The sequence below is a fragment of the Lentzea sp. genome (genome assembly GCF_035525475.1).
Taxonomy (GTDB): Bacteria; Actinomycetota; Actinomycetes; order Mycobacteriales; family Pseudonocardiaceae; genus Lentzea.
In genome coordinates this window covers 24,289-47,260 of the sequence record NZ_DATLEC010000016.1, presented here as the reverse complement: position 1 = coordinate 47,260, position 22,972 = coordinate 24,289, and the positions used below count along the sequence as shown (strand labels likewise).

The window sequence follows — 22,972 nt, the reverse complement described above, 5'->3', positions numbered from 1 at the left end:
ACCTGTTAAGACACAAGCTCACCGACTCGGCCAGGCTCGACGAGGCTTACCGGCGGCGTATCAGCAGAAGATGATGCCGCACGGCCGTGTGGTCGTGGTCGTCGTCGTGGGCGGTCTGGGGCGAGTAGTCGTCGTAGTGGTGACTGGCGGGGCCTGAGTAGTCGTTGTCGTGACGGTGGTTGTCGTCTTCGTGGTTGTCGTAGTTGTTGTACTGGAAGAAGAAGACGGCACCGAAGACGAAGACGACGATGAAGATGAGGACGACACGGTCTGTGACGGGGTTTCGGTCTGCGTCGGGAGCAGTGACGGCGTGTTGATGAGCGAGACGCGAGCCCTGTTGTCGCCCTCCGGCGTTGTCGGATCGCCCGACGCCAGCGAGCCGACAAGCGGTGCTAGCACGTAAAACGCGGCCACGACGGCGCCCAGGAGCGCCCCCGTTGCGAGCCGACCCGGCCCGCTCATCGCCGACAACACTCGGATTGCCTATCGGGTTCACTCAATTGGGTCAAGCAATACGCGCGTTTTCTACTCAATCGCGGTCTGATGCACCGTATGACGAATACGCCCCGTGACCACGAGAAAGTGGTCAGCCGGGGAATTGTTCGGCCGCTGATACGAGCAGCCGCCAATCGCCGTCGGGCAACGTGCGCAGGCGGTCGAGCAGGGCGGACATCCTCGTCAGCAACTGAGGGTGATCGAACCAGAAGGAGTGGTCCACTCTCAGTAGAGCCGCCAGCAGGTCGCCGGGGTAGAGGGCGACCGAGCGCAGCGGGTCGCATTCGACGTGCTCCAGCGCCAGCAGCGCCGTCACGTCCAGGCCCACCTGGTGCGTCACCAGCAGGTGCAGCGATGTCGGTGTCAGCTGACCCACCGGCATGTCCCGCAGCGCGCACAGGTCGCGGTAGAGCTGGGTGGAGGACGAGTCAGGCCTGCGCCAGTCGTCGTCGCTCAGGTGCGCGAGCGTGCGGTCCCGGTCCACACGCACATAGTCCCGGTAAGGGGAAGACCTAACGAGCCGTCTGGGGCAACGGTTCGGCATTAAATGGTCCTGCGCAACGAGATCGCCGCCGCGGAGGCCGCCTCGCACGAGAACGGGTCCAGCTCCCATCGCGGGTGGACCGACGCGACCTGGCCGTCGGCCGAGACGGACCGCAGCACGTGGCAGTCCCAGCCCATGGCCGACAGTGCGACGCGCACGTGGTGAAGCACGGCACCACACGCAAGGAGCGCCGTCTGGTCCATGCGCGTCGTCAGGAGCTTGAGGCATTCGTTGCTGCGCCCGGACGGCTGCGCGGAGGCTGCGTCACGACTGCGCGGCCGCGACGACCGCCGCCACGGTCATCGCCGCACCGCGGGCGAAGTGCTCGTCGAAGGCCTCGTCACCCAGCGCCTGCCGGCACAACGCCACGCACTGGTCGTGCGACGCCGCGAAGTTCGCCGAACCGAACAACGGCACCCCGACGGACCGCCACACCCGGTCCGCCCCGCCCAGCAGCAGCGCGGCGTGCGACGCGGATCCCGTGACCACCGAGACCAACGCGAGCAGCTCCACCGCCACCGCGATGCCCAGCAGGTCGTCGAAGCTCTCCTTGACGCGCAACGAAGAAGTGGCCAGCTCACGGGCCGTGGCGACGTCACCGCGTGCCATCGCTACGAACGCCAGGACGTACAACGCGTACGCGCGCGCCCACAGCTCACCGTTCTCCTCGCACAACGCCCGTGCCTCGGTGCAGATGGCCGTCGCACGGTCTAAATCGCCGCTGAACGCCACGGTGATCGCCAACGCGACACGCGCCATGATCACGTTGCTGTCCAGGTGCCCCAGCGCGGAGTGGAGCCGATCGGCCTCGGCCAGCAACGCCGCGCCCGACGCCAGGTCGTCGTCGAACACAGCCGCCGTGCCCTGCACGTATGTCGCGTAGACGACGGCGTCTTGGTCGCCCAGCAGCGAGGCCTCGGCGCGGCACGCCTGCAGCAGCGCCGGCACGGCGGCGGCGTTGCCCTGCAACGTCGCCACGTAACCCGCGACCCACAACGCCTTGCAGCGCACCCGCGACGGCTTGGCGTCCAGTGACAACGCCCAGGTCAGCCAGTGCCGTCCCTCGGCCAGCCGCCCGCAGCCGACCCAGTAGAACCACAGCGTCGCCGCCAGCCGCAGCCCCGCGTCGGCCTCGCCGGGGGTCGTCAGCGAGTACTCCAGCGCCGCGCGCAGGTTGCCGCGTTCGGCCGTCATCGCGCCGACGGTCGCAGCCTGCCGTGGCGTGAACCAAGCCCGTTCGCCTTGCACGGCAACACCGGCGTAGTAGTCGCGATGCCGCGTGCACAGACGTGGTTCTTCGTCGCTCGCACGCAACCTCGTCTGCCCGTACTGGCGCATGGTCTCCAGCAACCGATAGCGCGCCACACCGGCATCTTCTTCGCGCTGCAGCACGGACTTGTCGACCAGCCCGTCCACCGCGTCGAACATGAAGTCCGCGGTCAGCGCGTCGTCCGAGCACACGGCCTCGGCCGCGGTGAGGTCGAAACTTCCGGCGAACACCGACGCCCGCGCCCACAGCAGCTGCTCGCGCGGTGAGCAGAGGTCGAAGCTCCAGTCCATCGTCGCGATCAGGGTCTGGTGCTGCGGCAACGCGTTGCGCCCGCCGTCGGTCAGCACCTCGAACCTGTCGTCGAGGCGTTCGAGCAGCTGCGCCGGAGTCAGCGCGCGCACGCGCAGTGCCGCCATCTCGATCGCCAGGGGAATGCCGTCCAGCCTGCGGCACAGGTCCGTCACGGCCTGTTCGTTCGCGCCCGTGATGACGAACGACCCGGGAATCGCGGCGTCGGCGCGTCGGGCGAACAACGTCGCCGCCGGATACGGCACGGACAACGGCGACACGGACAGCACTTGCTCGCCATGGACCCGCAGCGCGCGCCTCGACGTGGCGATCACCCGCAGCCGTGGCGCGAAGCGCAGCAGCGTGTCGACCAGCACCGCGCAGTGGTCGACGACGTGCTCGCAGTTGTCCAGCACCAGCAGCGCGTCGCGGTCGGCGAGGAACTCGGTGAGCACGGTCAGCAGCCCGCGCCCGGTCTGGTCGACCACGCCCAGCGCCTCGGCCACGGCGTGCGGGACCAGCGCCCTGTCGCGCAACGCCGCCAGCTCCACCAGCCACACGCCGTCCGCCGGCTGCTCGCCGCGCGCCACGTGCACCGCGAGCCGCGTCTTGCCCACCCCGCCGACGCCGATCAACGTGACCAGCCGGTGCTGCCCGACGAGGTTCGCGACCTGCTCGGTCTCTGGCCGGTCGACGAAGCTGGAGTGGTCGGCCGGCAGGTTGCCGCGGACCGGTGCGGGCGGACGTTCGACCAGGTCCAGGCGGGGGTCGGCGTTCAGCACCGCCTGTTCGAGATCGCGCAGCCGGATGCCCGGCTCGTCGACCAGGACGCCGCGCGCCCGGTGGAACGCGGCGAGCGCCTCGGCCTGCCGGCCGCACCGGTAGAGCGCGATCATCAGCTGCTCCCACAGCCGTTCGCGGAACGGGTGCTGCTCGACCAGCGAGCTGACCAGCGGCGCCACGGCGGCATGCTCCCCGACCGCCAGCGAGGCGTCCATCAGGTCCTCGGTCGCGCCCAGCCGCAGCTCGGTGAGCCGCGCGGACTCCTGACGGGCCCACTCACCGGGTCTGCAGTCCACGAGCGGGTCGCCCGTCCACAACGCGAGCGCCTCGCGCAGCATCCGTGCGGACTCCATCGGTTCGTCACTCCGGCGTGCTGCTGTGACAAGCGATTCGAACCGTGCGACGTCAACGTGGTCCGCAGGCGCGTTGAACACGTAACCGGGCTCGCGGGTGGTGATCAGCTCGCCGAGCCCGGCGTCGCGGATCTGACCGCGCAGGCGTGCGAGCAGGCTGTGCAGGGTCTTCGTGGCCGTGGCCGGCACCTCGTCCGACCACAGCGCGTCCACGAGCGCGCTCCTCGGCACCGTCTCCCCGGGGTGGACGGCGAGGCGGGCCACGAGGGTCCGCTGTCCCGCGCTGGTGAGCTGCACCGCTCCGTTCGGACCGGTGAGTTCGAGCGGTCCGAGCAGCCGGATGATCACGTTGTTTTCGTCCTGTCGTCAGTCCCCGACAAAGGCCGGAACCGCGCCAAGATATCCCAATGGAATTCGACGAGAGAATCAACGCCCGAAGAGTTGTCGCCTACTCCGACCTGCGTGCCGTGCTGGCTGACCCGGTGACGTTCTCCTCCCGGGACATGTCAGGTCCGCAGCTCGCGGCCATAGCGGCGACGTTGCCGCCGGAACAGCGGCGATTATTGGAACTGATGTCGTCACTGAACACGGCAGACGGAACGAAACACGCGCGAATTCGCGCGGTGGCGAACCAGAAATTCACTCCAACGGCCGTGCGCCGAATGGCTGATCCAATTCGGGAACGCGCGAGGGCGTTGCTCGACACGATTCCGGGCGAGGCGGACTTCGTCAGCGAGTTCGCCGCGCCGTTCACGCTGGGCGTCATCGGCGACCTGCTCGGCGTGCCCGAACAGGACTTCCCGCTGTTCCGCGAGTTCATGGCGCCGGTGCTGGAACTGACGAGCGGCGAGGAGGTGAGCGAACGGGTCCTCGGCTCGTACTTCGCCGGGATGAACGAGTTCTGCGCCTACTTCGCCCGCTCGGGGGCGTTCCGGGGAGGGCAGCTCTCCGAACGGGAACGGCTGTCGCTGTGCCTCGCCGTCGTGGTGGCCGGGACCGAGTCGACCACGAACCTGCTGGCCAGCATGCTGCTGCGGCTCGACCGGCGCGAACACCGGCTGGACGGCGTGGTGGAGGAGGTGGTGCGGCTCGACGCGCCGTTCACCGGGTTCTTCCGCACGGCGACGTGCCCGGCGACGGTCGCCGGCGTGCCGATCGAGGAGGGCGACCACCTGTTCCTCGACTACGCCGCGGGCAACCGCGACCCGCACGTGTTCACCGAGGACTTCGACCCCGGCAGACCGCCCGTGCCACCCCACCTGGGCTTCGGCCACGGCCCGCACTACTGCCTCGGCGCCGCGCTGGCGCGCCTGGAAGGCCGGATCGTCGCCGAAGAGCTGCTCGACCGCTCGTCCGAAGCGGCCGAGCAGCCCGGCGACGTCCGCTACCGCAGGCACCTGATCAGTCACGGGCCCGCAGCGTTGCGGTTCAGACCAGGGCGGCGTCCAGCGTGATGTTCTCGACGGCCGCGAGCGCCTTGGAGACCGGGCAGTTCGCCTTGGCGCCCTCGGCGGCCGCGGCGAAGTCCTCCTGGGACAGACCCGGCACGGTGGCGCGCACGGTCAGGTGAATGCCGGTGATGCCGACGCCGGCCTGGAACTTCACCTCGGCCTTGGTGTCGATCGAGGTGGGCGGCGTGCCCGCGCCGGTGAGGCCGTGCGAGAGCGCCATCGAGTAGCAGGCCGAGTGCGCCGCGGCGATGAGCTCCTCGGGGCTGGTCTTGCCGCCCGCCTCCTCGGCGCGCGCCTTCCAGTCGATGTCGAAGCTGCCGCTGTTGGAGGTGGAGAGGCTGACGTTCCCCTTGCCCTCGACGAGGGAGCCTTCCCAGTGCGCGTTTGCCGTCTGAGTGATGGCCATGGTCTCCAGGTCCTTGTCGAACGAGCTCGATCAGGTTGATGCGAGCGGCTGGCACCACCCTTTCACGGGAGGGCCTGGAGATCACCTCGAGACGGCTGGGAATCACTGGGCGGGAACTGGGAGAGTCGTCGGGTGAACCTCGTGCTTCCCCCGCGTGTCCGTGCAGGAGACCGGGTTCGCCTGGTCTCGCCCGCGAGCTTCCCCGGCGAGGAGGAACTCGCGGAGTCCGTGCGGGTGCTGGAGAGCTGGGACCTCGTCGTCGAGGTCGGTGAGCACGCGATGGACCGCCACGGCTTCATGGCTGGGCGCGACGAGGACCGGCTGGCCGACCTCGACGGCGCCTATCGCGATCCCGGAGTGCGGGCGGTGATCGCGACCCGCGGTGGTGCGGGCGCGTACCGCATCGCCGACGACATCGACTTCGCCGCCGTGCGGGCCGATCCCAAGCCGCTCGTCGGGTTCAGTGACATCACCAACCTGCACCTGGCCCTGTGGCGGCACTGCCGCGTCGCCGGGATCCACGGCTTCCTGTCCGGCGCACGCTCGGCCGCCTCGACGCGGTCGTTGCTGATGGACGGCGAACCCGCCGTGCTGCACCGGGACCCGGACGCGCTGACGGCGACCGTGCGAGTGGGCGGGGTGGCGAGGGGGAACGTCGTCGGTGGTCACCTCGGCACGCTCGCCTGGTCCGTCGGCGCCGGACTGCCGAGCCTGGACGGCGCGATCCTCTTCCTGGAGGCCCCGCTCGCAGTCGGCATCGGGCACGTCGACCGGCAGCTGACGCAGCTGGCGCGGTCCGGTTCGCTGCGAGGACTGCGCGGCGTCGCACTCGGCCGGTTCCCGGGGTTCGAGGGCTACACCGACCGCGACTGGACCGTGGTCGACGTGCTGCGCGACCGGCTGGAGACGTGGGGCGTGCCGGTGGTCGGTGGCATCGACGTCGGCCACGGCGACAGCCCGCTGTCCTTGCCGCTGGGACCAGTCGCGGAGCTGGACGCCGACGCGGGCACGCTCACCGTCGGCCCGGCGGTGTGCTGAACGACGGGCGACCGCGCGGGTACCGGGCCTCGCTGCTCGCGCGGGGGGCGTCCCCCGAAAATCATGGCGATACGAAAAGGCCCATGCTCTCCGTGAGCATGGGCCTTCCCGGGTGGAGCGGATGACGAGACTCGAACTCGCGACCCTCACCTTGGCAAGGTGATGCGCTACCAACTGCGCTACATCCGCACTGCTGTCTTGCTGCCTTACGGGAAAGAACTATACAACAACCGTCAGACGGCATCTTGCGAGGGGGGTGCCAAACCGGCCAGCAGTTGATCTACCTCGTCCAACTGCTCCTTCGGCCAGCGCCACTCCCACAGCGCGCGGACCTTGGCCAGCACGTCGACCGGCAGCCACGCCGCCACCTCCTCGCGGAGGTCCCAGTCGTCGAACACGTGCTCGTAGAAGCTCACCAGCGCCGCGTTCTCCAGGAACTGCTCCGGCTGGTGGAAGCACCAGTGCGCGAAGCCGTACGCGCGCCGGAGCACGTCGTCGTCCTGCTCCCGGTGCGCTTCCTGGGCCAGCTGCGACAGCTCGGAGAAGAAGACGTGGCAGGACCACTCCTCGGTCTCGGCGACAGCACGAAGTTCCGGCACGAGAGCCGAGGCGCGTTCCCGCCAGTCCACCACGCACGTGACGATAGCCGCTCGATCTTCTTCGGCCGACCGTCCGACGCCCACCTGTGACCGTCTCGTCACCGGATGCGTTGCGCTGATCAGCCCACTACTAACGGATGGTCTTGTGTATCGACCTGTTCTCATCGCGGAGCAGGTCTGGCCCCTTGTGGCATGTTGAAGCGCGTGATGGTCGACGAGAACGAGGTCGACCGGGACCTGCTCGCCAGAGTGCGCGAGGGAGATGACTCGGCCTACGGCGAACTGTTCTCCCGGCATGCGGACGCGATTCGCCGTTTTTCACTCAGGCACGTGCGTGAGGCCGCTGAGGCGGACGACCTCACCGCTGAGGCGTTCTTCCGCATGCTGCAGGCGATCCGCCGCGGCAGCGGTCCCACCGACCACGTCCGCACGTACCTGCTGACCGTCGCCCGGCGCGTCGCGTGGGAGTGGAGCGGGCGGCGGCGGGACGTTCCCGTCGAGGACGAGGAGCTGGGCCGTCGCGTCGAGCCGGTGAGCGACAACGCGAACCGCCGCGTCGAGCACAACCTGATCACCCGTGCCTTCTCGAGCCTGCCCGAACGGTGGCGGGTCGTGCTGTGGCGCGTCGAGGTGGAGGGTGAGCGGCCCTCCACCGTGGCACCGCACTTCGGTCTTTCGCCGAACGCCATGTCGGCGTTGGCCCGCCGTGCGCGCGAGGGTTTGCGTGCGGCGTATCTGCAGGCTCATCTCGCGGCCGACGACGGGCGTTCGTCGTGTGCGGCGATCCGCGCGAAGCTCGGCACGTACACCGCCGGTGGTGTCCAGGGTGTCGAGGAACGCCGGATCGGCGCCCACCTGGACACCTGTTCGTCCTGTTCGCAGCTGCACGCCGAGCTGAACGAGGTCTGCGCGACGCTGCGGGCCAACGCGGCGTTCCTGATCGTGCCGTCGGGGCTGGGGCTCGCGTTCGCCGGGAAGGTGTTCTTCACCAAGGCGAAGATGGCGTTCGCGGCGGCGAGCGTGGCGACGGTCGGCCTGGTCGGGACGATGGCCGCGGTGTTCACCGGGGGACCGGGCGTCGCGGTGCTGGAGCCGGACCAGAACCCGGTGATCGCCCTGAACACGTCCTCGGGGACGTCCAGCTCCGGCCACAGCCAGGAGGTCGTGGTCGCGCCGCCGCCCCAGGGCCGGCGGCAGGAGCAGGCGCAGGCGAACGTGGTCAACCCGGCCGCTCAGCGCCAGCAGGAGACCGTGCGCAAGACGTCGTCGTCCGCGCCGCCACCGACCTCGGACGTCCGTCAGGCCCCGCCGGCCCCACGGGCGGAGACGGTCGTGGAGTCCTCCTCTTCTTCTGAGGAGGTCACGGTGGTCACGACGTCGCGCGACATCAACACGCTGAACACCCCGTCGACCAAGGCGGAGCGGTCATCATCGCCTTCGAACCCGTGTTCCACGCTGCGGACCACCGTCACGACGGCCACGCTCTACCCGACGGAACCCGTCCAGAACTGACGGTGACGATCAAGGCCGGGCGAGTTCACCCACAAGGCCCGGCTCTCGCCAGGTACGGTTTGACCAAGACCGACCGAGCGTGGGAGACGGCAACATGACGCGGCTGGTGCGCGGTGCGGACGGGCGGATGTGGACGGTCCACAGCCGCATCGAGTGGCGCAACCCGGTGGAGTCCGACGACTTCGAGCACGACGTCAGCGGTGGTGCGCTGCCCGGCATCATGATGGCGGGCATGCTGGTCGTCATGGTGGTCGTGCTGATCGCCTGGACGCCCGCGCAGGTCGTCGTGCCGGCGTGGCTGATCCTCGCGCTGATCCTGCTCATCCTGTTCTTCCCGGTCCGCTGGGCGCTGCGCCGGCCGCACACCCTGGTCGCGGAGAGCAAGGCCACGGCCGACGAGCTGCCGCCCGAGCGGTGGATCGGGTCGGTCAGGGGCCCGCTCGCGGTGCGCCAGGAGGCGTCCAGGGTCGCCAGGACGATCGAGATGCACTCGCTGCCCGACGTCGAAGGCCCGTTGCAGCCCGTCGACTGATGCGACACTGGACCGGTGCCCGAGCTACCAGAGGTAGAAGCACTGGTCCACCACCTGCGTGAGAACGCGGTCGGCCGCACGGTGCACCGCGTCGACGTGGCGTCACTGCAGGTGCTCAAGACGTTCGACCCGCCGTACAGCGCGCTGCACGGCCAGGAGGTCGTGGCCGCGCACCGGCACGGCAAGCACCTCGACGTGGAGGTCGCCGACGGCCTGCACCTGGTCGTCCACCTCGCCCGCGCAGGCTGGCTGCGCTGGGCCGACACGATGTCCGCGCCGCCGCCCAAGCAGGGCCGCGGCCCGCTGGCGTTGCGCGTGCACCTCGGCCCGCCCGGTCAGGGCCCCGGTTTCGACCTGACCGAGGCCGGCACGAAGAAGGGGCTCGCGGCGTGGATCGTCCGCGACCCGAAGACCATCGCGAGCATCGCGCGGCTGGGCCCCGACGCGCTGGGGATCACCCGCACGCAGCTGGAGGACCTGTTCTCCAAGCGCACCGAGCGGCTCAAGACCTCGCTGACCGACCAGAGCCTGATCGCGGGCATCGGCAACGCCTACTCCGACGAGATCATGCACATGGCCCGGCTCTCGCCCTACGCGACGACGGGCAAGCTCGACGAGGAGCAGCTCGACCGGCTGCACGAGGCCATGCTCACCACGCTGACGGACGCGGTGGCGCGGTCCGTCGGGCAGGACGCGGCGCGGCTCAAGGGCGAGAAGCGGTCGGGGTTGCGGGTGCACGCGCGCACGGGGCTGCCGTGTCCCGTCTGCGGTGACACGGTTCGTGAGGTGTCGTTCGCGGACAAGGCGTTCCAGTACTGCCCGACGTGCCAGACCGGCGGCAAGCCGCTGGCCGACCGCCGGTTGTCCCGGCTGATCAAATAACCGCCGCTTAACCGGACTCGACCACCCTCGGGCGCATGACACGTCTGAGGAATGCCGTCGCCGTCGTGGCGGCCGCCGCAGCGGCCCTCATCGTCGCGCCGATGAACGCCAACGCCGCCGAGTACGGGTGCACCGGCTCGCTGATCGACACCTACACGGTGAAGTCCGGGGTGGGCAACCACCTGAGCACCATCCGGCTCTACTACGACTCCAGCACCGGCTACAACTGCGCGGCGAACGTGAAGACCGCCTACTACTCGCAGTTCAAGCACTTCGCCAGCATCAGCATGTACAACCAGGACTTCCGCGAGGACGACAACAACCGTCCCGGCTACAACAACGACTACGACGCCGGCAACTTCCAGTACTACGCCGGCCCGGTCAAGGTGTACGCCAAGGGCAAGTGCGTGACCATCCGCGCCATCACCAACTACTACGACGAGCGGGCCATCAGGGACGCCGTCGGCGTGCACTGCGGCTGAGCCACACCACTAGCCGACGATCAGGACCTCCAGGGTGCGGGGGCCGTGCACGCCCTCCACCCTGCTGAGCTCGATGTCGCTGGTCGCAGAAGGCCCGCTGATGAACGTCAGCGGCCGCGTCGGTTCCAGTCGTCGCAGGGCTTCCGGAACCGACGCCGCGATCTGGTCCCGGCGCACCACGCAGAGGTGGTAGTCGGGCAGCAGCGTGAGCGCGCGCCGTCCCTGGGCCGCACCGCCGTCGAGGACGATCGTGCCGGTGTCCGCGATCGCCACGGCGCACCCGGTCAGCACGCCGTCCGCCTGGTCCAGCTCCTCGATCGTGAGCGGCTCGTGCAACCACGTGACGCCATCGACCAGCCACTCCGCGGGAACGTCCTGCGGCGCAACGATTCGCTTGCCCCTGAGCCGGTCGAGCGCCTCGGGCACGTCCGTGACGGTGTGCACGACCGCGCGGTAGTCCGCGACCCGTTCGGCGAACAGCTCGACGCCGCCGGACCCCTCGCGGTGGTAGCCGCGGACGACCGGCACGGCCTGCGGGACGCGTGCCGCCCTGATCCGCTGGAGGATCTCTTCCTTCGCGGCTGCGTTCATCATTTCTGGCAACGGTTCTTCCTCCACCAGGCGCGGAACGACTCGGTCGGCGGTGCGGGCACGTCACGGGACGACGTCCACCTCGAACCCGGCCACGGCAACGACGTGATCTTGCCGTCCTTCGCGAGGAAACGGGCCAGGGAACCGGCTTTCTGCGCCTTCTCGTACCGCGAGGACTCCCGGAAGACCCACGCCGCGGCAGCCATCGCGACCGACTCCGCCGTGCGCCCCTTGGCTTCCACCACCTCGGCACGCAGGTGCGTGAGGACCGACGGGATGTCGATGCGCACCGGGCACACCTCGAAGCAGGCGCCGCACAGCGACGAGGCGAAGGGAAGTGAGGCGGCCTGCGGGTCGTGCATGTCGCCGACCAGTTGCGGCGTCAGGATCGCACCGATCGGGCCGGGGTAGACCGAGCCGTACGACTGGCCGCCGGTGCGTTCGTAGACCGGGCAGACGTTGAGGCACGCCGAGCACCGGATGCACCGCAACGCCTGGCGCCCCACGGAGTCCTGGAGCGTCGCCGTGCGACCGTTGTCGATCAGCACGAGGTGGAACTCCTGCGGGCCGTCGCCGGGTGTCACGCCGGTCCACACGCTCGTGTACGGGTTCATCCGCTCCGCGGTGGAGGAGCGCGGCAGCAGTTGCAGGAAGACTTCGAGGTCCTGCCACGTCGGCACGAGCTTCTCGATGCCCATCACGGTGATCAGGGTGTCCGGCAGGGTCAGGCACATCCGGCCGTTGCCCTCGGACTCCAGCACCACGATCGACCCGGAGTCGGCGACGGCGAAGTTCGCGCCGGAGATGGCGACCTTCGTGGTGAGGAACTTCTGCCGCAGGTAGGTCCTGGCCGCCTCGGCGAGGTCGGCCGGTTCGTCGGAGACCTCGACGCCCATGCGGCGCTGGAAGATCTCGCGGATCTCCGAGCGGTTGCGGTGGATCGCGGGCACCAGGATGTGCGACGGCCGGTCGTCGCCGAGCTGCACGATCAGCTCGGCGAGGTCCGTCTCGATCGCCTGCACGCCACCGGCTTCGAGGGCCTCGTTGAGCCCGATCTCGGCCGTGGCCATGGACTTGACCTTGACGACCTCGGTCGCGTTCTCGGCCCGGCAGAGGTCGAGCACGATCCGGTTCGCCTCTTCGGCGTCGCGCGCCCAGTGCACGACGCCGCCCCTCGCCGTGACCGACTCCTCCAGTTGCACCAGGAGCGTGTCGAGGCGCGACAGGACGTCGTCCTTGATCTGCTCGCCGGCGACCCGCAGCTGTTCCCAGTCGGTCATCTCGGCGACGGCGGCCGCCCGGCGACCGCGGATGGTCCCGGTGGCCCTGCGCAGGTTCTGGCGCAGCTGGGTGTCGGCCAATGCCTTGTGGGCGGCCTTGGGGAACGTCGGGCTGCCCAGCCACGTCACGGGGTTGCGCGCCACGGGTCCTCCTCCGTCGAAGCCAGGATCTCCGCCAGGTGCACCGGCTGGACGCCCGCGCGCAGCCGCGAGAGGCCACCGCCGATGTGCATGAGGCAGGAGTTGTCACCGGCGCAGAGCACCTCGGCGCCGGTGGTGAGCACGCTGGTCATCTTGTCCGCGAGCATCGCCGTGGACGTCTCGGCGTTCTTCACCGCGAACGTGCCGCCGAAGCCGCAGCAGTGCGTGGAGTCGGGCAGTTCCACCAGGTCGAGTGCCTTCACGGCCCTGAGCAGGGCCAACGGCTTGTCACCGACGCCCAGCATGCGCAACGAGTGGCACGTGGGGTGGTAGGTGACACGGTGGGGGAACCACGCGCCGACGTCCGTCACTCCCAGCACGTCGACGAGGAACTCGGCGAGCTCGAACGTGCGCGGCGGGGACTCGCCGAGCGTGGGATGGATCTCCCGGACCATGCCCGCGCATGACCCGGATGGCGCAACCACGTAGTCGTATCCGCCGAAGACGTCGGTGTACTTGCGCGCCAGGGGCTTCGAGAGCTCCCGGTAGCCGGTGTTGAAGTGCATCTGCCCGCAGCAGGTCTGATCGAGTGGGAACTCCACCGAACAGCCGAGCCTCTCCAGCAGGCGCACCACCGCACGCGCCGTCGACGGGAAGAACGTGTCGGTCAGGCAGGTCGCGAACAGTGCCACTCTCACCGGCACACCCTCTCCCCAAATTCATCGGATGTCTACCCGGGGAAGTGGAGGGGCCGTCCGGGGGTACGCGGTGCACACCCCCTTGCCAACCAGGTCCGCTCAGCAGAGCATGTGCGCTGTGGGCGACCTGTTGACCGAGCGCGCCGTGCTCGGTGTGATCGCGACCCTGGCTGTTCTCGGCCTCTTCGTGATGCTGTGCCGCGCTCGACGAGTCAGCACCTCCGTGGAGGATGCTGTGATGGACATGCTCGACCGGATGTCCAAGGCGTCGAGCGACCTCCGCGCGGGCCTGACCCAGGAGGCCGCCGACAAGGCCACACCCCACCTGCGGGAGATGCTGCGCTGCGTCGCGGTCGCCATCACCGACGAGGAGGGCACCGTCCTGTCGTGGGACGGCGGCGCGAACGACCACTACGAGTACCTCCGCGACACGGTGGCCAGGGCCATCAACAACTGCCACAAGGAACACGTCGACCACCGCAAGCTCGGCTGCGAGCTCCAGGGCCCGTGCTCCCTGCACAGCGTCGTTGTCGTGCCGCTGGTTGTCGAGGGCAACGTGGCCGGCACGCTGATCGTGGTGTCCGGCGTCGCCTCGAAGCGCCAGATCCGCATGGCGGAGGAGACCGCCCGCTTCGTCTCGACCCAGCTGGAGCTGGAAGTCGTCCAGAAGCAGCGCCAGGCCCTCGCCCAGGCCGAGGTGAAGGCCCTGCGGGCCCAGATCTCGCCGCACTTCGTCTACAACGCCCTCAACACCATCTCGTCGCTGATCCGCACCGACCCCGCGCACGCCCGTGAGCTGCTTCAGGAGTTCGCGGAGTTCACGCGCTACTCGTTCCGCACGGACGGCCTCTTCACGACGCTGGCCGACGAGCTGACGAACATCCACCGCTACCTGACCATCGAACAGGCCCGTTACGGCTCACGCCTGAACGTGCGGCTGCGGATCGCGCCCGAGGTGCTGCAGGTCGTCCTGCCGTTCCTGGTGCTCCAGCCCCTGGTCGAGAACGCGGTCCGCCACGGCCTGGCCAAGAAGCCCGGCGGCGGCATGCTCACGATCACCGCCGAGGACAACGGCAACGAGGCCCTGATCAGCGTCGAGGACGACGGCGTCGGCATGGACCCGGAACGGCTCGACGACATCAAGGACGCCCACCAGACAGGCGCGCACGTCGGCATCGGCAACATCAACGACCGCATGCGCACCGTCTTCGGCGCCGAGTACGCGCTGGTCGTGGAGACGGCGCCGAACGCGGGCACCAAGGTGATCCTGAACGTGCCGAAGTTCGCGCGGAACGTGCTGCCGAACCTGAACATCGGGACGCAGCTGACGGACGAGCCGATGACGAACGAGCAGCCGGTGGTCCGCGCCTGACCGCTGTGTGACCCGTCAATCAACTTGCGTGCGCAACCAGGGCTCAACCCGTGCCGGGAAGCTGCCGATTGTGGTGATGACCAATGAACGCCGGCATGTGAGCGACCAGGTGCCGGCCGCGAGTTAGGGCAACACCAATTGCAGGAACAACAGGCACCCGAACGCGTCCGCGTCTGCATCAAGTGCACCGCGAAGGGCTTCTCCGGCTGCAGGTGCTGAGAAGCGTCGCTGGTCAGCGCGCGGCGACCGCCAGAGTCGTGATCAGCACGACAGCGCACACGCCCCAGCTGACCCACATCCAGTAGATGTGCATCGGCGTGGGTCCAGCGGCATTCTGCCGGCCCCGGTCGTCCCACCACTCGACATAGCGTTCGAGCCAGCGGATCGGGTTGAACGTCACCTGCCGCACACTACGTGTTCAAGGTCACGCGGGAGCAACCTCAGCGCGTCTCTGTTCCCGCATGACCTCGAAACGCACGTACTGTCGAGTACATGAGCGTCACGGACAAGATCGCGGCCCGTCTTCCGAGGGTCATGGACCGGGGCGAGCGGCCGCCGGTCGTCGCCGCGGTGCGGTTGCACGGGGTCATCACCCCGCAGTCCTCGCCGGTCACCCGCAACACGATCAGCCTCCAGAACGTCGAGTCGGCCATCAACCGCGCGTTCGACAACGAGCGGTTGATCGCAGTGGCACTGCTCATCAACTCCCCCGGCGGTGCGCCCACGCAGTCCGCCCTCATCGCCGAGCGCATCCGGGAACTCGCCACCAAGAAGCACGTGCCGGTGCTCGCGTTCTGCGAGGACGTGGCCGCGTCCGGTGGCTACTGGCTGGCGTGCGCCGGTGACGAGATCTACGCGCACGGCACGAGCCTCGTCGGCTCCATCGGTGTCGTCAGCTCCGGCTTCGGGCTCAACGGCCTGCTGGAGAAGGCCGGCGTCGAGCGCCGCGTCTACACGGCCGGGGAGAACAAGGTGCGGCTCGACCCGTTCCAGGCCGAGAAGCCGGAGGACGTCGAGTGGCTGAAGTCCCTCCACGCCGATCTGCACGAGCAGTTCAAGGCGTGGGTCACCGAACGCCGCGGCGCCAAGCTCAAGGACGGCACCGATCTGTTCAGCGGTGAGATCTGGACCGGCAGCAAGGCGCAGGAGCTCGGTCTGATCGACGGCATCGGCACCATTCGCAGCGTCATCGCGAAGCGCTTCCCGGACGCCGAGCTCACCGTCGCCGAGCCGCGCAAGCCGTTGCTGGCGAAGCTCGGGCTGGCAAGCACTTCCACCCGATCGGGCGATCTCGTGGCGCAGGTGCTCGCGAGCGTCGAGGAACGTGCTCGCTGGTCCCGATTCGGGCTGTGAGCATCAGTTCGGTTTTCCGGGGCGTGTCGTGCCGGACCCCGGCGTAGACATGACCGCACATTGGTGGGCAAGATGCCCGACACAGTGAGCACTCAAGACAACGCCGGTCTCCTCGTCCTCGCAGTCGATGACGAGGCTCCCGGCCTGAGCGAGATCAAGTTCCTGCTCGAGAGCAGTCCTCACATCCGGCGCGTCCTCACGGCTTTCGACGCCGCCGAGGCGCTGCGCATCCTGAGGGGTGACTACGAGCAGGAGGTGATGGCGAGGACCAGGGCCGGCCTCCCGCCGGTCGACGCGGTGTTCGCCGACATCAACATGCCCGGACTGTCCGGCATGGATCTCGCACGGGTGCTCAGCGCGTTCCGGTACCCGCCCGCGCTCGTCTTCGTGACGGGCGTCGAGGAACGGGACGCGCTCGTCACGGCGTTCGACGTCGGTGCGCTCGACTTCATCAACAAGCCGATCAACGAGGAGCGCGTCCTCAAGGCGATCTCCCGGGTCGCGGACCGCGTGGGACGCACGGCGGCGCCCGCGGCTCCCTCGAACGCCGGCGCGCAGAACCCCGCCGAACCGACCGACGACGAGGTCATCCCCGTCGAGCTCGGCGGCACCATCAAGCTCGTGCCACGCGCGTCCGTGCGCTACGTCGAGGCTCAGGGCGACTACGCCCGCCTGCACACCCAGGACGGCAGCCACCTCGTGCGCATCCCGCTCGCCCAGCTCGAGGAGCGGTGGGCCAACGCGGGTTTCGTGCGCATCCACCGGTCCTACCTCGTCGCGCTACCGCTGGTGAGCGAGCTGCGGATGACGGCGAACGGCTACGCGGTCGTCATCGGCACCGGTGAGGGCGCCAAGGAGCTCCCGGTGAGCCGCCGGCACACCAAGGAGCTCAAGGAACGGATCGTGCGACCGCCGAAGAGCGGCTGGTGAGCAGGCACGACGCGGGAAAGCCGGAACAGGCCGCCCGCGAGGCCTGGCTGGGAGAGCAGGCCCGCAAGCCGCGCCGGCGCAGGGTCGTGCTCGCGGACTCGACCAAGACGCGCGGCAGGGCGTTGCGGACGATCATCGAGCTGGAGGAGCAGACCAGCGTCGGCGAGAAGCTGGTGCGCGACCTCATCCGGCAGCAGCTGAAGTCCGCGTTCGGGCTCGCGTTCGCGGTGCTGGTAGGAATGTGCCTGCTGCCGATCGCCTTCTACCTGTTCCCGAAGATCGGGGATCTGCAGGTGCTCGGCATCCCCATCCCCTGGCTCGTGCTCGGTCTCGTGCCCTTCCCGATCCTCTACTGCGTCGGCTGGGTGTTCCGCAGGCAGGCCGAAAGGCACGAGCGCGACTTCGTGAACATGGTCGAACGCTGACGTGAACGCCACCATCTGGAGCCCCAGCGCCATAGTCGCCGTTGCGGCCGTGACGTTCCTGCTCGGCTACGTCGGGTCCCGCAAGGCCAACACCACCCCGGACTTCCTGGTGGCCCGCCGCGCGATCCCCGCCAACCGCAACGCCGCCGCGATCTCCGGCGAGTACCTGTCCGCGGCGTCGTTCCTCGGCGTGGCCGGGCTGGTGCTCAAGGACGGCGTCGACGCGCTCTGGTACCCGGTCGGCTTCACCGCCGGTTACCTCGCGCTGCTGCTGTTCGTGGCGGCGCCGCTGCGGCGGTCCGGCGCGTACACGTTGCCCGACTTCGCCGAGGCCCGGCTGGGATCGGCGACCGTGCGGCACTTCAGCACGTTCTTCGTGGTGTGCATCGGCGTGCTGTACCTGGTGCCGCAGCTGCAGTCCGCCGGCCTGACGCTCACGACGATCACCAGGCTGCCCGCGTGGCTCGGCGGCATGATCGTCACGGCGATCGTGGTGGTCAACGTGCTCGGTGGCGGCATGCGCGCGATCACGCTGGTGCAGGCGTTCCAGTACTGGGGCAAGCTCTTCGCGATCGCCGCGCCGACGTTCGTGCTCTTCGTGGTGTTCCTCGCCTCGCCCGACCGCGGCATGCAGCCGATCAGCGACAACGGCGTGGTGCGGTTCCCGCAGGCCGAGAAGGTCACCGTGGCCGAGCAGGTGGTCAAGGTCCGCGTCGACGAGCCGCTGACGCTGCGCGTGCGGGGCACGATCGACGGCAGGGACGCGGACGGACCGGTGTTCTGGGGCCGCGGCGTCTACGAGCTGACTCCCGGCACGGTGATGGAGTTCGGCGCGGGCAGCCCGGTGCCGGTGGTCGAGGGCTCGCCGACGACCAACTTCGACTGGACGCACCCGCAGACCGGTGGCCTGTCCGAGCTGATCAGGACGTACTCGCTGATCTTCGCGACGTTCCTCGGCACGATGGGCCTGCCGCACGTCCTGGTCCGCTTCTACACCAACCCGGACGGCAGGGCGGCCCGTCGCACGGCGTTGCACGTGCTCTACCTGCTCGGGCTCTTCTACATCTTCCCGACGGTGCTGGGCGTGCTGTCGCGGCTCTACCTGCCGCAGCTGCTCGTGACCGGCAAGACCGACGTGGCGGTGCTGATGCTGCCCGAGACGATGGTGCCGAACCTGGGCGGCCAGATCCTCGGCGCGATCGTCGCCGCCGGCGCATTCGCGGCGTTCCTGTCGACCTCGTCGGGCCTCGTCGTGTCGGTCGCCGGGGTGGTCTCGACGGACATCATGCCGGGCAAGGTCCGTGACTTCCGGTGGGCAACCGTGTTCACGGGACTCGTGGCGATCGGCCTCGCCCTGCTCCTCCCGCGCTCCGACGCGTCACTGACGGTGGCGATGTCGTTCGCGCTCGCCGCGTCGACCTTCTGCCCGCTTCTGGTCCTCGGGATCTGGTGGCGCGGGCTCACGTGGGTGGGCGCGGTGTGCGGCCTCGTGGTCGGTGGCGGCATGGTCATCACGGCCCAGCTCGTGAGCGTCATCAGCTCCTACACCGGCCGCTGGGCGCCCGCTTTCATCACCCAGCCTGCGCTGATCACCGTGCCGCTCGCGTTCGCGACGATGATCCTCGTCAGCAAGGCGACCCGCAGGCGGGTGCCCGCGGACGTCAACCAGATCCTGCTGCGCCTGCACGCCCCGGATCCGCTCGGCTTCATCCGCGACCGCGACATCGCCCGCTTCGGGACCGCCGAGGAGAAGGCCCGGCAGGCCGAGGACGAGCGCAGAGGAGCCGGTCGCGCACGGTGAGTAGTCACCATTGCGGATGGGTGAAAAAGGTCACTCGAATCGGTGAACGGTGATCTGGTAACGCAGAGTGCTGTTCGTCTACGTATACCTACCGTTCGTCGCATCACCCGACTGCTGGGCGCAACGCCACGAACGGGGCCTTACCTGAGTGACTCAAGTCTCCATACGGTTCTCGACCAAGAACGGACCGCACCTGGAGGCATTACGTGCACGTCACGTTGCTGACATCCACGACGAGTACCGCGAGGAGGGGACTGTGAGCACCGTCGACCACACCCCGTCTGAGTCGGCCCCGGACGCGCAGCACTGGGTCGACGTCCAAGCGAGCGATGACTTCGCCGAGCTGAAGCGCCGGCTGCGCAAGTTCGTCTTCCCCGTCTCCGGCCTGTTCCTGGCCTGGTACCTGCTGTACGTGCTGCTCGCGGACTACGCGCACGGCTTCATGTCCACCAAGGTGTTCGGCAACATCAACGTCGGGCTCATCTTCGGCCTGCTGCAGTTCGTGTCGACCTTCGTCATCACGACCCTGTACGTGCGGCACGCGAACAAGAACCTCGACCCGTTGGCGGAGAAGCTCCGCGGTGAGATCGAGGGAGACGGCAAGTGAACGAGTCCAGCCCGATCCTCAACATCAGCATCTTCGGCGTCTTCGTCCTGATCACGCTGTTCGTGGTCATCAGGGCGAGCCGCAACACGAAGACCGCTGCCGACTACCTCGCCGCCGGTCGCGCGTTCACCGGTCCGCAGAACGGCATCGCGATCGCGGGCGACTACCTGTCCGCCGCGTCGTTCCTGGGCATCGCGGGCGCCATCGCGCTCAACGGCTACGACGGCTTCCTGTACTCGATCGGCTTCCTGGTGGCGTGGCTCATCGCGCTGCTGCTGGTCGCCGAGCTGCTGCGCAACACCGGCAAGTACACGATGGGCGACGTGCTCAGCTTCCGGATGCGCCAGCGCCCGGTCCGCGCCGCCGCCGCCACGTCGACGATGGCGGTCTCGTTCTTCTACCTGCTGGCCCAGATGGCCGGTGCCGGTGGTCTCGTCGCCTTGCTGCTCGGCATCACGGGCACCGGCGGCCAGGCTCTGGTCATCGCCGTGGTCGGCGCCCTGATGATCGCCTACGTCCTCATCGGCGGCATGAAGGGCACCACCTGGGTGCAGATCATCAAGGCCGTCCTGCTGATCATCGGCGCGGGCGTCATGACCCTCTGGGTGCTCGGCAAGTACGGCTTCAACCTCTCCTCGCTGCTCGGCGCCGCGGTCGACAACGCGCCGAAGGCCGGCGAGAAGCTCCTCGGCCCCGGCCTGCAGTACGGCAAGACCGGCACCAGCAAGCTGGACTTCCTCTCGCTGGCGCTGGCCCTGGTCCTCGGCACCGCGGGCCTGCCGCACATCCTGATGCGCTTCTACACCGTTCCGACGGCGAAGGAAGCACGTCGCTCGGTCGTGTGGGCGATCTGGCTGATCGGCATCTTCTACCTGTTCACGCTGGTCCTGGGCTACGGCGCGGGTGCGCTCGTCGGCCCGGACAGGATCAACGCGGCGCCCGGCAAGGCCAACTCGGCAGCCCCGCTGCTCGCGCTGGAACTGGGTGGCCCGATCCTGCTCGGCCTGATCGCGGCGGTCGCGTTCGCGACGATCCTCGCGGTCGTGGCGGGCTTGACGATCACGGCGTCGGCGTCGTTCGCGCACGACATCTACGCCAACATCATCAAGAAGGGCCAGGCGGAGGACAAGGACTCCGAGGTCAAGGTCGCCCGCCTCACCGCGATCGTGATCGGCCTCGTGTCCATCGGCGGCGGCATCGTCGCCAACGGCCAGAACATCGCGTTCCTCGTGGCGCTGGCCTTCGCGGTCGCGGCCTCGGCGAACCTGCCGACGATCCTCTACTCGCTGTTCTGGAAGAGGTTCAACACCTCGGGCGCGCTGTGGAGCATCTACGGCGGTCTGACCGTGACGATCACCCTGATCATCCTGTCGCCGGCCGTCTCGGGCACGCCGACCTCGATGTTCAAGAACGCCGACTTCGACCTGTTCCCGCTGTCGAACCCCGGCATCGTCTCGATCCCCGTCGCGTTCCTGCTGGGCTACGTCGGCACGATCCTCTCGAAGGAGAAGGCCGACCCGGTCAAGCAGGCCGAGATGGAGGTCCGCTCCCTCACCGGTGCGGGCGCCGAGAAGGCCATCGCGCACTAGTCGTCGCTCCAGGAGAACGGGCCGTCCTTCACGGGCGGCCCGTTTTTCGTGCGTGCAACCCTGGACGAGCTGACTGCGTAGTGAACGCGAACGCAGCAGAGCATGGGGGACCGGAGTGCGACGGGACGAGGAATTCTCGGAGTTCTTCGCGAGCAGGTTCGACTGGGCCCGGCGCACGGCGTACGCGTTGTGCGGCGACTGGTCGGAAGCGGAAGAGCTCGCGCAGAACGCGTTTGTGAAGGCGTACGCGAAGTGGCCGAGCATCAGGCGCGAAACGGCGGAGGCGTACGTCAGGACCATCGTGACGCGCTTGTTCCTCGACAGCAGGAGGCGCAGCCGTGGCCGTGAACGTCCGGTCGCCGATCTGCCGGAACACGGCGTCGGTGGTGGTTTCGCCGATCCCGATGCCCGGCTGCACGCGGCGCTGCGACAGGTGGCGCCGAAGCAGCGGGCCGCGCTCGTGCTGCGTTTCGTGCACGACCTCTCCATCGAGCAGACGGCAGCCGAGCTCGGCTGCTCGGTGGGCAACGTCAAAAGTCAGACAGCCAGGGGTTTGGCGGCGCTCCGCGAGGCGTACGGCGAGCCCGTGAACTCGGAGCGTGATCGATGACCATCGAAGACGAGCTGCGCGGGGCTCTCGACGTCTCCGCGCCCCCTCCCACGACAACTCTGGACGTGGTCCTCAAGCGCGGCCGGCGCCGCGTGTTCGCCCAGCGGGCGAGCGCGGTGCTCGGCGTGGTCGCGGTGGTGGCGGGCATCGGCATCGGTGCCACGACGCTGAACCGGGCCCCGTCATCGGAGCCCGCGGACCAGCCGGACCACGGACCCGCCACCGTCGAGCACTCGCTGACGTGGCCGCGGGTCAGCACACCGCCCCAGCAGCCGTACGGGACGTGGACGCCGGCGGCCACCGCTCCTCCACCGGCCGGGCGTCCGGTCCTGCAGTTGCCGCAGTGCAACCCGCGGTCCCGGAAGCTGAAGTTCTCGGTGCCGACCGGTCTCCTGAGGGTGTCGGACAACGTCGTCTCCTCGTGGATCGCGGCGGTGCGGCAGCAGCTGCCGGAGAAGCAGGTCGCCGAGCTGACACCGGGTGTCGGCCGGGAGGAGTACGACTTCGACGTGACCGACAGCGGTGGCACCGGCAGCATCCGGATCACCGCGGGCAGGTTCACCGGCCCCGCTCTGCAGTACGCCGATGACAGCGTGTGGGTCACCGGCGACTGCGAACCGCCCTACCGCACGGTGCTGGCCGACGGCACGCTCATCCAGCTCCACTCCGTGCACCCGTTCGAGCCCTTCCAGACGCTCGTGCAGACCATGTTCGTCTACCGGCCGGACGGCCTGCTGATCCAGCTCGACCTGATGAACTTCGGCAGCCCTGACAAGCGCCCGGACCCGGTGCAGCAGAACTTCTGGGAGCGGACCGGCGCCGGGCGGCCCGACCTGCCGCTGACCGAGGAGCAGTTCGCGAGGCTCGGGCCCGCCGTCGCGGCGGTGGCCTAGGAGGTGGACCCGTGCCGGAGGTTCACATGCGTGCAACCTCCGGCATG

Annotated in this window: 25 protein-coding genes and 1 tRNA gene; 16 read left to right on the top strand and 10 right to left on the bottom strand. The window is 68.9% G+C overall.

Annotated elements, in window-relative coordinates:
* Positions 1-169: 169 nt before the first annotated feature.
* Positions 170-403, top strand: coding sequence for a hypothetical protein (locus tag VM306_RS02105; protein WP_325510478.1), 234 nt, complete (start codon positions 170-172; stop codon positions 401-403).
* 183 nt (positions 404-586) lie between these two features.
* On the opposite strand, the gene VM306_RS02100 is transcribed toward VM306_RS02105, so the two are convergent.
* The 3 genes from VM306_RS02100 to VM306_RS02090 all read right to left on the bottom strand — a co-directional run bounded on the left by VM306_RS02100 (position 587) and on the right by VM306_RS02090 (position 4,081).
* Positions 587-985, bottom strand: coding sequence for a contact-dependent growth inhibition system immunity protein (locus tag VM306_RS02100; RefSeq protein ID WP_325510477.1), 399 nt, complete (start codon positions 983-985; stop codon positions 587-589).
* A 53-nt stretch (positions 986-1,038) separates the two neighbouring features.
* Positions 1,039-1,197 (bottom strand): hypothetical protein, encoded by a 159-nt coding sequence (locus tag VM306_RS02095; RefSeq protein ID WP_325510476.1) that lies wholly within the window; start codon positions 1,195-1,197, stop codon positions 1,039-1,041.
* Positions 1,198-1,303: 106 nt separating this feature from the next.
* The gene (locus VM306_RS02090) at positions 1,304-4,081 is read right to left on the bottom strand and encodes a BTAD domain-containing putative transcriptional regulator (RefSeq protein ID WP_325510475.1); all 2,778 of its coding nucleotides are present in this window, start codon (positions 4,079-4,081) and stop codon (positions 1,304-1,306) included.
* 314 nt (positions 4,082-4,395) lie between these two features.
* On the opposite strand from VM306_RS02090, the gene VM306_RS02085 reads away from it, so the two are divergent.
* Positions 4,396-5,187 (top strand): cytochrome P450, encoded by a 792-nt coding sequence (locus tag VM306_RS02085; protein WP_325510474.1) that lies wholly within the window; start codon positions 4,396-4,398, stop codon positions 5,185-5,187.
* Here the strand turns inward: VM306_RS02085 and VM306_RS02080 are convergent.
* A complete protein-coding gene (locus tag VM306_RS02080) occupies positions 5,162-5,590 on the bottom strand; it encodes an OsmC family peroxiredoxin (protein ID WP_325510473.1) in 429 nt (142 codons plus the stop codon). The two genes, VM306_RS02085 and VM306_RS02080, sit on opposite strands and share 26 nt — an antisense overlap.
* Positions 5,591-5,722: 132 nt before the next feature.
* Between VM306_RS02080 and VM306_RS02075 the strand changes: the two genes are divergently transcribed.
* On the top strand, positions 5,723-6,628 hold the full coding sequence (locus VM306_RS02075; RefSeq protein WP_325510472.1) for an LD-carboxypeptidase: 906 nt from the start codon (positions 5,723-5,725) through the stop codon (positions 6,626-6,628).
* Positions 6,629-6,741: 113 nt separating this feature from the next.
* On the opposite strand, the gene VM306_RS02070 is transcribed toward VM306_RS02075, so the two are convergent.
* A tRNA-Gly gene (locus VM306_RS02070) sits at positions 6,742-6,817 on the bottom strand.
* Positions 6,818-6,861: 44 nt separating this feature from the next.
* Positions 6,862-7,260, bottom strand: coding sequence for a DUF7674 family protein (locus VM306_RS02065; protein WP_325510471.1), 399 nt, complete (start codon positions 7,258-7,260; stop codon positions 6,862-6,864).
* Positions 7,261-7,419: 159 nt separating this feature from the next.
* On the opposite strand from VM306_RS02065, the gene VM306_RS02060 reads away from it, so the two are divergent.
* The 4 genes from VM306_RS02060 (at position 7,420) to VM306_RS02045 (ending at position 10,635) form a co-directional block, all read left to right on the top strand.
* Entirely contained in the window at positions 7,420-8,739 is a 1,320-nt protein-coding gene (locus tag VM306_RS02060) for a sigma-70 family RNA polymerase sigma factor (protein WP_325510470.1), read from the top strand.
* 94 nt (positions 8,740-8,833) lie between these two features.
* On the top strand, positions 8,834-9,271 hold the full coding sequence (locus VM306_RS02055; protein ID WP_325510469.1) for a DUF983 domain-containing protein: 438 nt from the start codon (positions 8,834-8,836) through the stop codon (positions 9,269-9,271).
* A 15-nt stretch (positions 9,272-9,286) separates the two neighbouring features.
* Positions 9,287-10,153 (top strand): Fpg/Nei family DNA glycosylase, encoded by an 867-nt coding sequence (locus VM306_RS02050; RefSeq protein ID WP_325510468.1) that lies wholly within the window; start codon positions 9,287-9,289, stop codon positions 10,151-10,153.
* Positions 10,154-10,188: 35 nt separating this feature from the next.
* Positions 10,189-10,635: a hypothetical protein gene (locus VM306_RS02045; protein WP_325510467.1), complete on the top strand. Its 447-nt coding sequence runs from the start codon at positions 10,189-10,191 to the stop codon at positions 10,633-10,635.
* A gap of 9 nt (positions 10,636-10,644) precedes the next feature.
* On the opposite strand, the gene VM306_RS02040 is transcribed toward VM306_RS02045, so the two are convergent.
* The 3 genes from VM306_RS02040 to VM306_RS02030 are packed head-to-tail and all read right to left on the bottom strand — an operon-like array spanning position 10,645 to position 13,339.
* Positions 10,645-11,229, bottom strand: a complete 585-nt coding sequence (locus VM306_RS02040) for a LutC/YkgG family protein (RefSeq protein ID WP_325510466.1) — start codon at positions 11,227-11,229, stop codon at positions 10,645-10,647.
* Positions 11,226-12,650: a LutB/LldF family L-lactate oxidation iron-sulfur protein gene (locus tag VM306_RS02035; protein WP_325510465.1), complete on the bottom strand. Its 1,425-nt coding sequence runs from the start codon at positions 12,648-12,650 to the stop codon at positions 11,226-11,228. Before VM306_RS02035 ends, VM306_RS02040 begins: the two co-directional genes overlap by 4 nt.
* Positions 12,632-13,339 carry a (Fe-S)-binding protein gene (locus VM306_RS02030; protein WP_325510482.1) on the bottom strand — a complete coding sequence of 236 codons (708 nt, stop codon included), beginning with the start codon at positions 13,337-13,339 and terminating at the stop codon, positions 12,632-12,634. Before VM306_RS02030 ends, VM306_RS02035 begins: the two co-directional genes overlap by 19 nt.
* Positions 13,340-13,454: 115 nt before the next feature.
* On the opposite strand from VM306_RS02030, the gene VM306_RS02025 reads away from it, so the two are divergent.
* A complete protein-coding gene (locus VM306_RS02025) occupies positions 13,455-14,717 on the top strand; it encodes a sensor histidine kinase (RefSeq protein WP_325510464.1) in 1,263 nt (420 codons plus the stop codon).
* A gap of 232 nt (positions 14,718-14,949) precedes the next feature.
* Here the strand turns inward: VM306_RS02025 and VM306_RS02020 are convergent, their stop codons facing one another.
* Positions 14,950-15,117 carry a hypothetical protein gene (locus VM306_RS02020; RefSeq protein ID WP_177220854.1) on the bottom strand — a complete coding sequence of 56 codons (168 nt, stop codon included), beginning with the start codon at positions 15,115-15,117 and terminating at the stop codon, positions 14,950-14,952.
* A 92-nt stretch (positions 15,118-15,209) separates the two neighbouring features.
* Between VM306_RS02020 and VM306_RS02015 the strand changes: the two genes are divergently transcribed.
* The 8 genes from VM306_RS02015 (at position 15,210) to VM306_RS01980 (ending at position 22,925) form a co-directional block, all read left to right on the top strand.
* A complete protein-coding gene (locus VM306_RS02015) occupies positions 15,210-16,070 on the top strand; it encodes a S49 family peptidase (RefSeq protein WP_325510463.1) in 861 nt (286 codons plus the stop codon).
* Between the two features lie 72 nt (positions 16,071-16,142).
* The gene (locus VM306_RS02010) at positions 16,143-17,000 is read left to right on the top strand and encodes a LytTR family DNA-binding domain-containing protein (protein WP_325510462.1); all 858 of its coding nucleotides are present in this window, start codon (positions 16,143-16,145) and stop codon (positions 16,998-17,000) included.
* Positions 16,997-17,425: a hypothetical protein gene (locus VM306_RS02005; RefSeq protein ID WP_325510461.1), complete on the top strand. Its 429-nt coding sequence runs from the start codon at positions 16,997-16,999 to the stop codon at positions 17,423-17,425. Before VM306_RS02010 ends, VM306_RS02005 begins: the two co-directional genes overlap by 4 nt.
* 1 nt (position 17,426) lies before the next feature.
* On the top strand, positions 17,427-19,226 hold the full coding sequence (locus VM306_RS02000) for a cation acetate symporter (protein WP_325510460.1): 1,800 nt from the start codon (positions 17,427-17,429) through the stop codon (positions 19,224-19,226).
* A gap of 256 nt (positions 19,227-19,482) precedes the next feature.
* The gene (locus tag VM306_RS01995; RefSeq protein WP_325510459.1) at positions 19,483-19,833 is read left to right on the top strand and encodes a DUF485 domain-containing protein; all 351 of its coding nucleotides are present in this window, start codon (positions 19,483-19,485) and stop codon (positions 19,831-19,833) included.
* On the top strand, positions 19,830-21,422 hold the full coding sequence (locus tag VM306_RS01990; RefSeq protein ID WP_325510458.1) for a cation acetate symporter: 1,593 nt from the start codon (positions 19,830-19,832) through the stop codon (positions 21,420-21,422). The genes VM306_RS01995 and VM306_RS01990 overlap by 4 nt, the downstream gene beginning before the upstream one ends.
* A 115-nt stretch (positions 21,423-21,537) precedes the next feature.
* Entirely contained in the window at positions 21,538-22,032 is a 495-nt protein-coding gene (locus VM306_RS01985; protein ID WP_325510457.1) for a SigE family RNA polymerase sigma factor, read from the top strand.
* Positions 22,029-22,925: a hypothetical protein gene (locus VM306_RS01980; RefSeq protein ID WP_325510456.1), complete on the top strand. Its 897-nt coding sequence runs from the start codon at positions 22,029-22,031 to the stop codon at positions 22,923-22,925. Before VM306_RS01985 ends, VM306_RS01980 begins: the two co-directional genes overlap by 4 nt.
* The last annotated feature ends 47 nt before the right edge of the window (positions 22,926-22,972 follow it).